The organism is Micromonospora sp. CPCC 206060, assembly GCF_036906895.1.
GTDB lineage: Bacteria > Actinomycetota > Actinomycetes > Mycobacteriales > Micromonosporaceae > Micromonospora.
Genome location: NZ_JBAKHU010000003.1, coordinates 120,171 through 131,969, shown reverse-complemented (window position 1 = coordinate 131,969; position 11,799 = coordinate 120,171). Strand labels below are relative to the sequence as shown.

The 11,799-nt window shown below is 71.2% G+C and carries 11 protein-coding genes and 1 pseudogene; 9 read left to right on the top strand and 3 right to left on the bottom strand.

Annotated elements, in window-relative coordinates:
• Positions 1-44: 44 nt before the first annotated feature.
• Positions 45-389, bottom strand: coding sequence for an STAS domain-containing protein (locus tag V6U90_RS04665; protein WP_334431299.1), 345 nt, complete (start codon positions 387-389; stop codon positions 45-47).
• A 251-nt stretch (positions 390-640) separates the two neighbouring features.
• Between V6U90_RS04665 and hemL the strand changes: the two genes are divergently transcribed.
• From hemL to mqnP, 8 genes are all read left to right on the top strand, one after another.
• A complete protein-coding gene (gene hemL / locus V6U90_RS04660) occupies positions 641-1,972 on the top strand; it encodes a glutamate-1-semialdehyde 2,1-aminomutase (RefSeq protein WP_334431298.1) in 1,332 nt (443 codons plus the stop codon).
• The gene (locus tag V6U90_RS04655; RefSeq protein ID WP_334431297.1) at positions 1,969-2,619 is read left to right on the top strand and encodes a histidine phosphatase family protein; all 651 of its coding nucleotides are present in this window, start codon (positions 1,969-1,971) and stop codon (positions 2,617-2,619) included. Before hemL ends, V6U90_RS04655 begins: the two co-directional genes overlap by 4 nt.
• Positions 2,619-3,191, top strand: coding sequence for a TlpA family protein disulfide reductase (locus tag V6U90_RS04650; protein ID WP_334431296.1), 573 nt, complete (start codon positions 2,619-2,621; stop codon positions 3,189-3,191). The genes V6U90_RS04655 and V6U90_RS04650 overlap by 1 nt, the downstream gene beginning before the upstream one ends.
• Positions 3,191-4,036: a cytochrome c biogenesis CcdA family protein gene (locus V6U90_RS04645; protein WP_334431295.1), complete on the top strand. Its 846-nt coding sequence runs from the start codon at positions 3,191-3,193 to the stop codon at positions 4,034-4,036. The genes V6U90_RS04650 and V6U90_RS04645 overlap by 1 nt, the downstream gene beginning before the upstream one ends.
• Positions 4,036-5,712, top strand: coding sequence for a cytochrome c biogenesis protein ResB (resB, locus tag V6U90_RS04640; RefSeq protein ID WP_334431294.1), 1,677 nt, complete (start codon positions 4,036-4,038; stop codon positions 5,710-5,712). Before V6U90_RS04645 ends, resB begins: the two co-directional genes overlap by 1 nt.
• On the top strand, positions 5,712-6,713 hold the full coding sequence (ccsB, locus tag V6U90_RS04635; RefSeq protein ID WP_334431293.1) for a c-type cytochrome biogenesis protein CcsB: 1,002 nt from the start codon (positions 5,712-5,714) through the stop codon (positions 6,711-6,713). Before resB ends, ccsB begins: the two co-directional genes overlap by 1 nt.
• 378 nt (positions 6,714-7,091) lie before the next feature.
• Positions 7,092-8,555, top strand: coding sequence for a menaquinone biosynthesis decarboxylase (locus tag V6U90_RS04630; protein ID WP_334431292.1), 1,464 nt, complete (start codon positions 7,092-7,094; stop codon positions 8,553-8,555).
• 112 nt (positions 8,556-8,667) lie between these two features.
• Positions 8,668-9,576, top strand: coding sequence for a menaquinone biosynthesis prenyltransferase MqnP (mqnP, locus tag V6U90_RS04625; RefSeq protein ID WP_334431291.1), 909 nt, complete (start codon positions 8,668-8,670; stop codon positions 9,574-9,576).
• 228 nt (positions 9,577-9,804) lie between these two features.
• On the opposite strand, the pseudogene V6U90_RS04620 reads toward mqnP, so the two are convergent.
• Positions 9,805-10,317 (bottom strand): annotated as a pseudogene (locus tag V6U90_RS04620) (terpene synthase family protein); the annotation flags it as partial.
• A 418-nt stretch (positions 10,318-10,735) separates the two neighbouring features.
• On the opposite strand from V6U90_RS04620, the gene V6U90_RS04615 reads away from it, so the two are divergent.
• The gene (locus V6U90_RS04615; RefSeq protein ID WP_334431290.1) at positions 10,736-11,365 is read left to right on the top strand and encodes a UbiX family flavin prenyltransferase; all 630 of its coding nucleotides are present in this window, start codon (positions 10,736-10,738) and stop codon (positions 11,363-11,365) included.
• Between the two features lie 73 nt (positions 11,366-11,438).
• Here V6U90_RS04615 and V6U90_RS04610 read toward each other — a convergent pair whose 3' ends face one another.
• Positions 11,439-11,708: a BldC family transcriptional regulator gene (locus V6U90_RS04610; RefSeq protein ID WP_334431289.1), complete on the bottom strand. Its 270-nt coding sequence runs from the start codon at positions 11,706-11,708 to the stop codon at positions 11,439-11,441.
• Between the last annotated feature and the right edge of the window lie 91 nt (positions 11,709-11,799).

Below are 11,799 nucleotides of genomic sequence, written 5' to 3'. Positions count from 1 at the left end.
CAACTCCATGATCGACGAGCGGGTCATCATTCGACGGGCGCGGGTCAGTCGGAGGACTGGCTGGCCTGCCCGTTGCGGATCATGAGGGCCGACCGTAGCCCGGTGATGTCGAGTACCCGCAGCAGGAAGTGACCGACGTTGGTCAGGACCAGCAGGCTCTGGGCGTGACTGGCCTTACGGCTGAGCACCACCAGGGTGCCCAGGCCCTGGGAGTCGCAAAAGGTCACCCCGCCCAGATCCAGCACGATCCGGGGCGGCGGCTCGGCGAGTAGCTCGTTGACGGCGGTGGTGAGCTGTGCGGCGGTGAGCATGTCGATCTCGCCGGCGAGGCACAGCACCGCCTCGTCGGTCGTCCGCTGCGCCGTGATGGACAGCTCGGCACGATCCACCCGGTCACCCTATCGCGACCGTTCCCGGTAGGCCTGTCGAGCAGCCAACCGGATGGGCCGGTCGCCGCCGTCCAATCGGCCGACCGGACGGCCAGCCACCGCGACCCCGGGGCCCTACCGGCGGTCCGCGCCGGCCCGGTCCGTGGTGCCATATCCGTCGATACCCGGGGTGGCGTGACCGACGTGAGCCGGGTAACCACATCAGGGGTGGCTGCCGTGAAGCGCGGCGGCGCTGACAGAATGGCTGCACCGTGACCGATACGAATTCCGCTGGCGACGGCCGTTACCCGGCCGGGGCGCCGGCCTCCGAGGCCCTTTTCGACCGCGCCCGCGCCATCGTGCCGGGCGGGGTCAACTCGCCCGTGCGCGCGTTCCGCGCCGTCGGCGGTACCCCCCGGTTCATGACCCGGGGCACCGGCCCCTGGCTCTTCGACGCCGACGACCGGCGCTACGTCGACCTGGTCTGCTCGTGGGGCCCGCTGATTCTCGGGCACGCCCACCCGGCCGTGGTCGACGCGGTACGCACTGCCGCCGGGCTGGGCACCAGCTTCGGCGCCCCCACCCCGGGCGAGGTGGAGCTGGCTGCGGAGATCGTCGAGCGCACCCCGGTCGAGCAGGTACGCCTGGTCAACTCGGGCACCGAGGCGACCATGTCGGCGATCCGGCTGGCCCGGGGTTACACCGGCCGGAGCAAGGTGGTCAAGTTCGCCGGCTGCTACCACGGTCACGTCGACGCGCTGCTCGTCGCCGCCGGTTCCGGGGTGGCCACCCTCGGCCTGCCCGACTCCCCCGGGGTCACCGGCGCGGCGGCCAGCGAGACCATCGTCCTGCCGTACAACGACGTCGCCGCCGTCGAGGCGGCCTTCGCCGCCGAGGGGCAGCACATCGCTGCGGTGATCACCGAGGCGGCGGTCGGCAACATGGGTGTGGTCGCCCCGCGTGACGGGTTCAACCAGGCGCTCGCCCGGATCGCCCACGCGCACGGTGCGCTGCTCATCCTCGACGAGGTGATGACCGGCTTCCGGGTCTCCCGCTCCGGCTGGACCGGGCTCGACCCGGTCGACGCCGACCTCTACACCTACGGCAAGGTGATGGGCGGCGGGCTGCCGGCCGCCGCGTTCGGTGGGCGGACGGAGATCATGTCCAGGCTCGCCCCGGCCGGGCCGGTCTACCAGGCCGGCACCCTCTCCGGTAACCCGCTGGCCTGCGCCGCCGGGCTCGCCACCCTCCGGCTGGCCGACGAGACGGTCTACCACCGCCTCGACGAGCTGGCGGCCGTCGTGGGGAAGCAGGCCGCCGACGCGCTGGCCGCCGTCGGGGTTCCGCACCGGCTGTCGTACGCCGGGAACATGTTCTCGATCTTCTTCACCGACGCCGACGTGGCCGACTACGACAGCGCGCGTACCCAGCACGTGCCCGCGTTCAAGGCGTTCTTCCACTCGATGCTGGCCGACGGGGTCTACCTCCCGCCCAGCGCCTTCGAGTCCTGGTTCGTGTCGGCGGCACTCGACGACGACGCGCTGGAGCAGTTCACCAGGGCCCTGCCGGCGGCAGCGGCGGCGGCGGGGGAGGCACTGGGATGACCAGCAAGACAGTGGTGCACGTGCTCCGGCACGGCGAGGTGCACAACCCCGACAAGATCCTCTACGGCCGGTTGCCCGGTTTCCGTCTCTCCGAGCTGGGCGTGCAGATGGCCAAGGCGGCGGCCCAGGGCCTCGCCGACCGAAACGTCGCGCACGTGGTGGCCAGTCCGCTGGAGCGGGCCCAGCAGACCGCCGAGCCGATCGCCGCGCAGTTCGGCCTCCCGGTCGGGGTCGACGACCGGCTGATCGAGAGCGCCAACTGGTTCGAGGGCAAGCGGGTCTCCCCGGGCGACGGGTCGTTCCGCGACCCGCGCAACTGGTGGGTGCTGCGCGACCCGGTAACCCCGTCCTGGGGTGAGGCGTACCAGGTGATCGCCGAGCGGATGTTCGCCGCCATCCAGGCCGCCCGGCTCGCCGCCGAGGGGCGGGAGGCGGTCTGCGTCTCGCACCAGCTTCCCATCTGGACCCTGCGCCGGTACGTCGAACGCAAGCGGCTCTGGCACGACCCGCGCAAGCGGCAGTGCGGGCTGGCCAGCCTCACCTCGTTCCACTTCGAGGGCACCAAGGTGGTCGGGATCGGCTACTCCGAGCCGGCCGCCCACCTGGTCGCCATGTCACCGACAGCGCGGACGGCCAAGGGGGCCTGATGACTCTCCGCAGGTGCCTCGCGGTTCTGCTCGCCACCGTCACCACGGTGGCACTGGCCGGTTGCACCGGCGGGAGCCGGGAGGCCGAGTGCACCACCCGGGACGGCATCATCGAGTGCGCCCCGGACCAGCGCTCGGCCGCCCCCAAGGTCGTCGGTGAGCTGCTCGACGGGAGCAGCTACGACCTGGCCCGGGAACGTGGCCAGGTCGTGGTGGTCAACTTCTGGGGCTCGTGGTGCGCGCCCTGCCGCGCCGAGGCCGACGACCTGGAGGCCACCTACCAGGCCACCAAGGGTCGCGGCGTGACCTTCCTCGGCATCAACACCCAGGACAGCCGGGACAAGGCGAAGGCGTTCGAGGTGGGCCGGGTGACGTACCCGAGCCTCTTCGACCCGCCCGCCCGGACGGCGCTCGCCTTCGACGTACCGCCGAACACCATCCCGGCCACCATCGTGCTGGACCGGGACGGCCGGATCGCCGTCGTGATCCGGGCGGCGGTCAAGCAGGAGGGGTTGCAGCCGATCGTCGAGCGGATCGCCGCCGAGCAGCCCGCGCCCAACGGGTCCCGCTGATGGGCGAGACCTTCCGCCAGCTCGCCCAGGGCGGGCCACTGCTGCTGGCGATCGGCGCCGCAGCCCTCGCCGGGCTGGTCAGCTTCCTTTCCCCGTGCGTCCTGCCACTCGTGCCGGGCTACCTGTCGTACGTCACCGGTCTGGCCGGCGCCGACCTCGAAGGCCGGAGTGTAAGGAAGGGCCCCCCGTTAACGGATTCGGTAGAGGAAGGGCCCCCGCTTAACACCCCGGGCGGGACGGTCACGGCCACCCGGACCGCAGCGGCCGTGAAGGGCCGCGTGCTCGCCGGCACCCTGCTCTTCATCGCCGGGTTCACCGTCGTCTTCACCCTCACCGCGATTCTCTTCTCGGCGGTCGGCAAGGCGCTGCTCACCTACGACCGGGTGCTGGAGACCGGCGTCGGCGTGCTGATCATCGTGCTCGGGTTGGCCTTCCTCGGGGTGATCCCCGGCATGCAGCGGGAGTTCCGCATCCACCGGCTGCCGGCGGCCGGGCTGCTCGGCGCCCCGGTCTTCGGTGCGGTCTTCGCGTTGAGCTGGGCGCCCTGCGTCGGTCCGACCCTCAGCGCGGTGATCGGGATGGCTACCGTCAGTGGGCAGACCGACCGGGCGGTGATCCTTGCCGTGGCGTACTGCCTGGGGCTGGGGTTGCCCTTCATCGTCTTCGGGCTGGCCTTCCAACGCCTGCTCGGCGTGTTCCGGGCGATCCGCCGCAACAGCCAGTGGGTCACCCGGCTCGGCGGGGCACTGCTCATCCTGATCGGGCTGGCCCTGGTCACCGGCGGTTGGCAGAGCTTCGTCATCTGGTTGCAGACGACGTTCGGCGTGGGCGAGGTGAGCATCTGATGGCGATCGTCGACGATCCGGTCCAGGCACCGCCGCAGCCGCCGCACCACCGTCCCAACGCGCTGCTCGCCCTGCTGCGCAACTCGTGGCGGCAGCTCACCAGCATGCGTACCGCGCTGATCCTGCTCTTCCTGCTCGCGGTCGCCGCCATCCCCGGCTCGGTGCTGCCGCAGCGCGGGGTCAACCCGGAGGACGTCAACGGGTACTTCCGCGAGCACCCCGACCTCGCCCCGGTGCTCGATCGGATCGGCGCGTTCGAGGTGTTCGGCTCGGTCTGGTTCTCCGCGATCTACCTGCTCCTGTTCACCTCCCTGGTCGGCTGCATCGTGCCGCGCCTGCGGGACCACGTCCGCGCGCTGCGGGCCGTACCCCCGGCAGCGCCGAAGCGGATGGACCGGCTGCCGCAGCACGCGCTGCTCACCGTGCCCGACGCGGACGCCGCGACCATCGCCGCCGTGCTGCGCCGACGCCGCTGGCGGGTCCGGGTCACCGGCGACGAGGTCTCCGCCGAGAAGGGGTACCTGAAGGAGACCGGCAACCTGCTCTTCCACCTCTCGCTGATCGCCGTCCTGGTCGGGGTCGCACTCGGTTCCTGGTACGGCTGGCACGGCAACCGGCTGCTGGTGGCCGGCGCGGAGAACGCCTTCTGCAACAACCGTCAGCAGTTCAGCGAGGCGCAGCTCGGACCGCAGGTGGACGCGGCCGACCTGCCGAGGTTCTGCCTCACCCTCACCGACTTCCAGGCCCGGTTCCTGCCCAGCGGCCAGCCGGAGTCCTACAACGCCAAGGTCGACGTCGAGGAGTTCGGCCGGGCCGTCCGCCCGGCTGAGTTCTCGGTCAACTCGCCGCTGCGGCTCGACGGCGCGAACGTCTACCTGCTCGGCCACGGCTACGCCCCGATCATCCGGTACACCGACCGCTTCGGGCAGGCGCAGACCACTTCCGCGCCGTTCCTCAGCAAGGACGGCATGCTGACCAGCGAGGGGATCGCCGCCTTCCCGGACGCCAACGTCGACCCGGCCACCGGCGACCGGAAACCGGATCTCCAGGTCGCGTTCGAAGGGCTCTACCTGCCCACCGCGCCGGACGCGCCGCCGTTCACCCGGTCCGAGCACCCGGAGGAGCGCAACCCGGCAGTCTGGCTCATCGCGTACCGGGGCAACCTCGGGCTGGACGCGGGCATCCCCGGCTCGGTCTACGAACTCGACCAGCGTCAGGTACGCAACGGCCAGCTCAAGCAGGTCGGCGAGGGGAAGCTGCTGCGGGCCGGCGAGAAGTGGACCCTGGACGACGGTACGACGGTGGAGTTCCTCGGCACCGAGCCGTACATCACCCTCTCCGTCCGATACGACCCCGGCTCGACGATGATGCTGGCCAGCTGCGCCGTGCTGCTGCTCGGGCTGATGGGTTCACTCTTCGGCCGGCGTCGACGGGTCTGGTTCCGGGTGCTCCCGGGCGGGGCGACCGGCGGTGCGCCGTCAGCCGGCGGGCTCCCGGTCGACCCGGCGGCAGGTTCCACGACGGGCGGTAGTAGCTTGGTGCAGGCCGGTGGTCTGCCCCGCACCGAGTACCCCGGGTTCGCCGCCGAGTTCGCCGAACTGGTGGCCGAGGTCGAGGGCCGGCGCGGGCCGGACGACGCGCGTGACCGGGACGAAAAGCCAGAAGGGGCCGACTGATGTCCGCACTCTCCGATCAGCTGGTGACCTTCGCGATCCTGGCGTACCTGGTCGCCATGATCAGCCACGCGGTCGAGTACGCGCTCGGCAACGGCCGGTCCGCGCGGGCCCGGACCGTCGCCGCCCCCGCCCGTGAACTCGCCACCGTCGGTGCCGGTTCCGGTGCCGGCCCGGTGGATGCGGGTCCGTCCGGTGCGAACCCGGCAGCGGCCCCCGGCGCGGCCGGTGCCGCCCGGCGCGACCCGGGCCGGCTGGCCGGGCTGATCGGGGTGGGTCTCACCGCGCTCGCCGCGCTGCTGCACCTCGGCGCGCTGGTCGCCCGGGGCGTCGCCGCCGACCGGATGCCCTGGGGCAACATGTACGAGTACGTGCTGACGGTGTCGTTCATCGGCGTCGCCGGCTGGCTGGCGGTACTCGCGAAGCGGCCCGTGCTGCGGCACCTTGGGCTCTTCCTCACCCTGGTGATGGTGCTCCTGCTCGCCTTCGCCGAGATGGTGCTCTACGTCGAGATCACCCCGTTGATCCCGGCACTCAACTCGTACTGGTTCGTCATCCACGTGTCGACCGTCGTGTTCAGCTCCGGTATCTTCCTGCTCGGTTTCGTGCCGGCGGTGATGTACCTGATGCGCAACGGCTACGAGTCGGGTCGGCGTGGCTTCCCGTACGACCTGGCCCGGCGGGTACCGAAGGCGGCCACCCTGGAGCGGCTGACCTTCGGGCTGCACGCCTTCGCCTTCCCGGTCTTCACCTTCGCGGTGATCGCCGGGGCCATCTGGGCCGAGGCCGCCTGGGGTCGCCCGTGGGGCTGGGATCCGAAGGAGACCTGGTCGTTCATCTCCTGGGTGATCTACGCCGGCTACCTGCACGCCCGCGCGACCCCGAGCGTGAAGCGCAATGTGGCGGTCTGGATCGCCGTGCTCGGCTTCGCCACCATGCTGATGAACCTCTTCGGCGTGAACATCTTCTTCGAGGGCCTGCACTCGTACGGCGGCCTCGACTAGCCGGTCCCCCGGTCGGCTGGTCGGTTTTCCGGTCGGCTGGTCAGGTTCCTCCGCCGGCTGGTCAGTTCCCTGGCCGGCTGGTCAGGTTGCCCGGCCGGTGGCCCGCCCGTACCGTCGCTGACCGAGAATCCGGTCGATCTGGACGGTCACCTGGTACGCGCCCTCGGGTACATCGGCCAGCTCGATCTTTTCGCCCGCAGGGCGAGCTGCGGGTGCAGCTCACGGGCCACGGCATCGCGTAGCCGGGTGAGCAGCGGGGAAAGTCCGTCCGGGTCTCCGACGACGTAGGCGGGGTGTTAAGCGGGGGCCCTTCCTCTACCAAAAGCGTTAAGCGGGGGCCCTTCCTTACTGCCGTACGGGGTGCGGGAGACTGGCAGCATGGCAGCTCGTGGCTTCCCGTACACCGACCTGAAGGACTTCCTGGCGGCGTTGGAGCGCGCCGGTGAGCTGAAGCGCGTTGGCGTGCCGGTGGACCCGACGCTGGAGATCAGCGAGGTCGTCACCCGGACGGTACGGGCGGGTGGGCCGGCGTTGCTCTTCGAGCGCCCGACCCGGGGCGAGATGCCGGTGGCGATCAACCTGTTCGGCACCGAGCGCCGGATGGCGATGGCGCTCGGCGTGGACTCGCTGGACGAGATCGGGGCCCGGATCGGCTCCCTGGTCAAGCCGGAGCTGCCGGTCGGCTGGTCCGGCATCCGCGAGGGCCTCGGCAAGGTCATGCAGCTCAAGTCGGTGCCACCGCGCAAGGTGAAGACCGCCCCCTGTCAGCAGGTGGTGTACAAGGGGGCTGACGTCGACCTGGACCGGCTGCCCGGGCTGCGGGTGTGGCCGGGGGACGGCGGGATCTTCCACAACTACGGGCTGACCCACACCAAGCACCCGGAGACCGGCAAGCGCAACCTGGGGCTCTACCGGCTCCAGCAGCACTCGCACAACACGCTCGGCATGCACTGGCAGATCCACAAGGACTCCACCGCCCACCACGCGGTCGCGGAGCGGCGGGGCGAGCGGCTGCCGGTGGCGGTGGCGATCGGCTGCGACCCGGTGGTCAGCTACGCGGCCAGCGCGCCGCTCCCCAGCGACATCGACGAGTACCTGTTCGCCGGGTTCCTGCGGGGCGAGCGGGTGGAGATGGTGGACTGCCTCACCGTTCCGCTCCAGGTGCCGGCGCATGCCCAGATCGTGCTGGAGGGCTACCTGGAGCCCGGGGAGCGGCTGCCGGAGGGGCCGTTCGGCGACCACACCGGCTTCTACACCCCGGTCGAGCCGTTCCCGGTACTGCACATCGAGTGCATGACCATGCAGCGTGACCCGGTCTACCACTCGATCATCACCTCGAAGCCGCCGCAGGAGGACCACGGGCTGGGCAAGGCCACCGAGCGGATCTTCCAGCCGCTGCTCAAGCTGCTGATCCCGGACATCGTCGACTACGACCTGCCGGCCGCCGGGGTGTTCCACAACTGCGCGATCGTCTCGATCCGTAAGCGCTACCCGAAGCACGCCCAGAAGGTGATGAACGCGGTCTGGGGTGCGCACCTGATGTCGTTGACCAAGCTGATCGTGATCGTCGACGAGGACTGCGACGTGCACGACTACAACGAGGTGGCCTTCCGGGCCTTCGGCAACGTCGACTACTCCCGGGACCTGCTGCTCACCGAAGGGCCGGTCGACCATCTCGACCACGCCTCCTACCAGCAGTTCTGGGGTGGCAAGGTCGGTATCGACGCGACCCGCAAGCTGCCCACCGAGGGGTACACCCGGGGCTGGCCGGAGGAGATGACCATGTCGCCGGAGGTCACCGCCCTGGTCGACAAGCGCTGGAAGGAGTACGGCGTCGGGTGAGCGCGAGGAGTGAGCTTGCGAGCCCCGCAGTCGCGAACGAAAGGTTGGTTCAGTTGAGCGCGAGGAGTGAGCTTGCGAGCCCCGCAGTCGCGAACGAAAGGTTGGTTCAGTAATGGTCGCCGTCGCACCCCGGGAGCAGCCCGGCCGGGTCAAGGCCTTCCTGCGGCTGGTGGCGATCGAGCACTCGGTCTTCGCGCTGCCGTTCGCGTACCTCTCCGCACTCACCGCGATGCAGGTCAACGGCGGGCGGGTCCGCTGGCTGGACCTGCTGCTGATCACCGTCGCCATGGTGGGTGCCCGGACCTTCGCGATGGCCGCCAACCGGATCATCGACCGGCGGATCGACGCCCGGAACCCGCGTACCGCCGGGCGGGAACTGGTCACCGGGGCGGTCAGCGTGCGGACGGCCTGGACCGGCGCGGTGGCCGCCCTGGTCGTCTTCCTCGGCGCCGCCGCCCTGCTCAACCCGCTCTGCCTGGCCCTGGCGCCGCTCGCCGTGGTGCCGTTGATCGTCTACCCGTACGGCAAGCGGTTCACCGACTGGCCGCACCTGATCCTCGCCGTCGCCCAAGCGGTCGGCCCGGTCGGCGCCTGGCTCGCCGTCACCGGCACCCTGGCCGGATCGTGGCCGGCCTGGCTGCTCGGTACTGCGGTCGGTCTCTGGATCGGCGGCTTCGACCTGATCTACGCCTGTCAGGACGCCGAGGTGGACCGGGAGATCGGGGTACGCAGCGTGCCGTCCCGGTACGGACTGGCGTTCGCCCTGCACGCCTCGACCGTCGCGCACGTGGTGACCTTCGCGCTCTTCGTGTGGTTCGGCGCGCTGATCGGCTTCGGCTGGCCGTTCTGGATCGGACTGGCGCTGACCGCGCTCGCCTTCGGGTACCAGCACGTGGTGGTCAGCCCGACCGACCTGTCCCGGGTGAACCGGGCGTTCTTCACCGCGAACGGCTTCGTCGGGATCGCCCTCTTCGTCTTCGCACTGGTCGATCTGGTACTCCGGCTCGGTCTGCGCGGCTGACCGGCAGCGGGACAGGGGGCGGGAAGGGGCGGCGGTCGGGTACCGGGCGCTCTCCAGGGACCAGTCGATGGTGCCCCGGACCGCGTCGGCCACCCCGTCGAGATGCGCGCGGACGGCCCCGTCCAGCCCTGGACCGAAGGACGGCACGGCGGCCCGCAGTTCCACGAACTGGCGCATCCTCGCCTCCCACCGCCCTATCACCAGGTCCACCGCGTCACCGAGCGGTACCCGGTGTTCCCGGGCCACCACGAGCACCAGGTTGTGCCCGCCGCCCCCGGCCCGGTCCCGGTCCAGCGAGATCAGGTCGTTGAACCAGGAGAGCAGGTCGTTGCCGGCGGTCGCGACCGCCCGCAGCGACGGATGGTGGTAGACCGCGTCCGGCAGCGGCTGTCGGGTGGTGAACTCGACCAGCGGGTACGACACGTAGGCCGCAGAGGTGGCCCGGCGCAGTTCGACGTACTCGTCGATGCCCGGTTCCCGCCCGGCGGCCCGGTTGCTGATCTCGGTCAGCGCGCCGGTCAGGTGGTCGCCCACCGCGTCGGCGAACCTTGCCCGCCAGTGCGCCGGCATCCGCCGCTGCGGCTCCCGCCAAGCGGCCACCAGCAACTGTCGCAGCGGCCCGTCGAACCGGTGGTTCCGGGTGCGCGGCCCGGGCCGCAGGATCTCCAGCGCACCGCTGCGGAGCTGCCGCAGCCGCCTGACGTCGGCCCGGTGGGGGCCGGCCTCACAGGCGTCGTCCACCAGGAAGAACCAGGTGAACAGGGCGGTGACGGTACGCAGGTCGGCGGGGCTGGCGGTCGGGTGGAGCCGACCCGCGTAGCGGGCGAAGCCGGCAGCCGTCAGACGGTCCCGGGCCGGTCTGTCCAGGGGGAGATCGAAGCGCCGCAGCCAGCCACACAGCCACTCCTGCACGTCGTCCGCGTGCGGTGAGATCCGGGGCGGGATGGGACAGGCCGAGCGGAGTAACCACGCCGCGTCACCGGTCAACGGAGCCTCCCTCGCCCGGCCGATCGGCCGGGCCGCATCGCAGCTGTCGCTGATCTACGATGCCGCCCGTCGTCGCGGTCCGCACCCCAGGGGTCCGGGTTCCCGGTGCTGGGTCGACCGGGAGCCGGGGGTGCCGGCCCGGGACCGGTCGCGACCAGGCACGCTAGATGGCATGCGCGAGCCGTGGGTGGTCGGGGTTTCAGGAGCATCGGGTACGCCGTACGCGGCGGCGGTGATCAGCGGACTGCTGGATGCGGGGGCCGCCGTGGACCTGGTGGTGTCGCGGGCCGCCCGGTTGACGATCCTCGACGAGACGGGGCGACCGTTCCGGGACGCGCACTGGGCGGAGGACCTGGCCGGCTGGTTGGGGCGGGACCTCGGTGGCGCGGATGTCCGGTACTGGCCGGCCGGTGACCTGGCGGCCGGGCCGAGCAGCGGGTCGTACCGGGTACGGGGCATGGCGGTCGTGCCGGCGAGTACGGCGGCCTGTGCCGGGATCGCGATCGGGCTCTCCAAGGACCTGCTGCAACGGTCGGCAGAGGTCAATCTCAAAGAGCGGCGGCCGGTGGTGGTGGTACCGCGCGAGACGCCGGTCACCCGTAGCCATCTGGAGCATCTGATCGCGCTGCACGATGCGGGTGCGGTGGTGCTTCCCGCGAGCCCGGGATTCTACGGCGCCGGGGCCGCCGCGTCGGCGCAGCAACTCGTCGACTTCGTCGCGGGGAAGGTGCTCGACGCACTGGGCGTGGAGCACACGCTCTTCAGGCGGTGGTCGGGAGAGTTGGCTGCCGACCGTGGCTGAGGCCGGTCGTGCGCTGGTGGCCGTGCCGGTCGGTGCCGGGCTGGCGGTCACCGACCCGTCGGGTCCGGTTTTGTCAGTAGAGTCCGGCGTTGGCCGGGCCGGGGCCGCCTGCCGGGGCAGGGCCGGCGTTGCGCGGTCGGCTGGCCACGTCTTCCGACTCGTCCAGCATGCCTTCGCCTTCGAGCAGTGCACGTACTTCCGATTCCCGGAACCGGCGGTGCCCGCCAGGTGTCCGGATGCTGCCGATCCGACCGGCTGCGGCCCACCTCGTCACGGTCTTTGGATCGACGCGGAACAACGCGGCCACCTCACCTGGCGTCAGCAGACGATCTCCAGTGTCCACAGCCCCCTCCTCGCGTCGACGAAGCCCTCGGCTGATCACACCCCCCGGCCGGTGTGAACCCAGAGCCGTCGTGAGGGACGTACGGCAATTA

What these genes read in the sequence shown, in the direction of transcription:
- V6U90_RS04655 (WP_334431297.1), top strand. Translation starts at nt 1,969, where the DNA reads ATGACCAGCAAGACAGTGGTGCACGTGCTCCGGCACGGCGAGGTGCAC.
- V6U90_RS04650 (WP_334431296.1), top strand. Translation starts at nt 2,619, where the DNA reads ATGACTCTCCGCAGGTGCCTCGCGGTTCTGCTCGCCACCGTCACCACG.
- V6U90_RS04645 (WP_334431295.1), top strand. Translation starts at nt 3,191, where the DNA reads ATGGGCGAGACCTTCCGCCAGCTCGCCCAGGGCGGGCCACTGCTGCTG.
- resB (WP_334431294.1), top strand. Translation starts at nt 4,036, where the DNA reads ATGGCGATCGTCGACGATCCGGTCCAGGCACCGCCGCAGCCGCCGCAC.
- ccsB (WP_334431293.1), top strand. Translation starts at nt 5,712, where the DNA reads ATGTCCGCACTCTCCGATCAGCTGGTGACCTTCGCGATCCTGGCGTAC.
- V6U90_RS04630 (WP_334431292.1), top strand. Translation starts at nt 7,092, where the DNA reads ATGGCAGCTCGTGGCTTCCCGTACACCGACCTGAAGGACTTCCTGGCG.
- mqnP (WP_334431291.1), top strand. Translation starts at nt 8,668, where the DNA reads ATGGTCGCCGTCGCACCCCGGGAGCAGCCCGGCCGGGTCAAGGCCTTC.
- V6U90_RS04615 (WP_334431290.1), top strand. Translation starts at nt 10,736, where the DNA reads ATGCGCGAGCCGTGGGTGGTCGGGGTTTCAGGAGCATCGGGTACGCCG.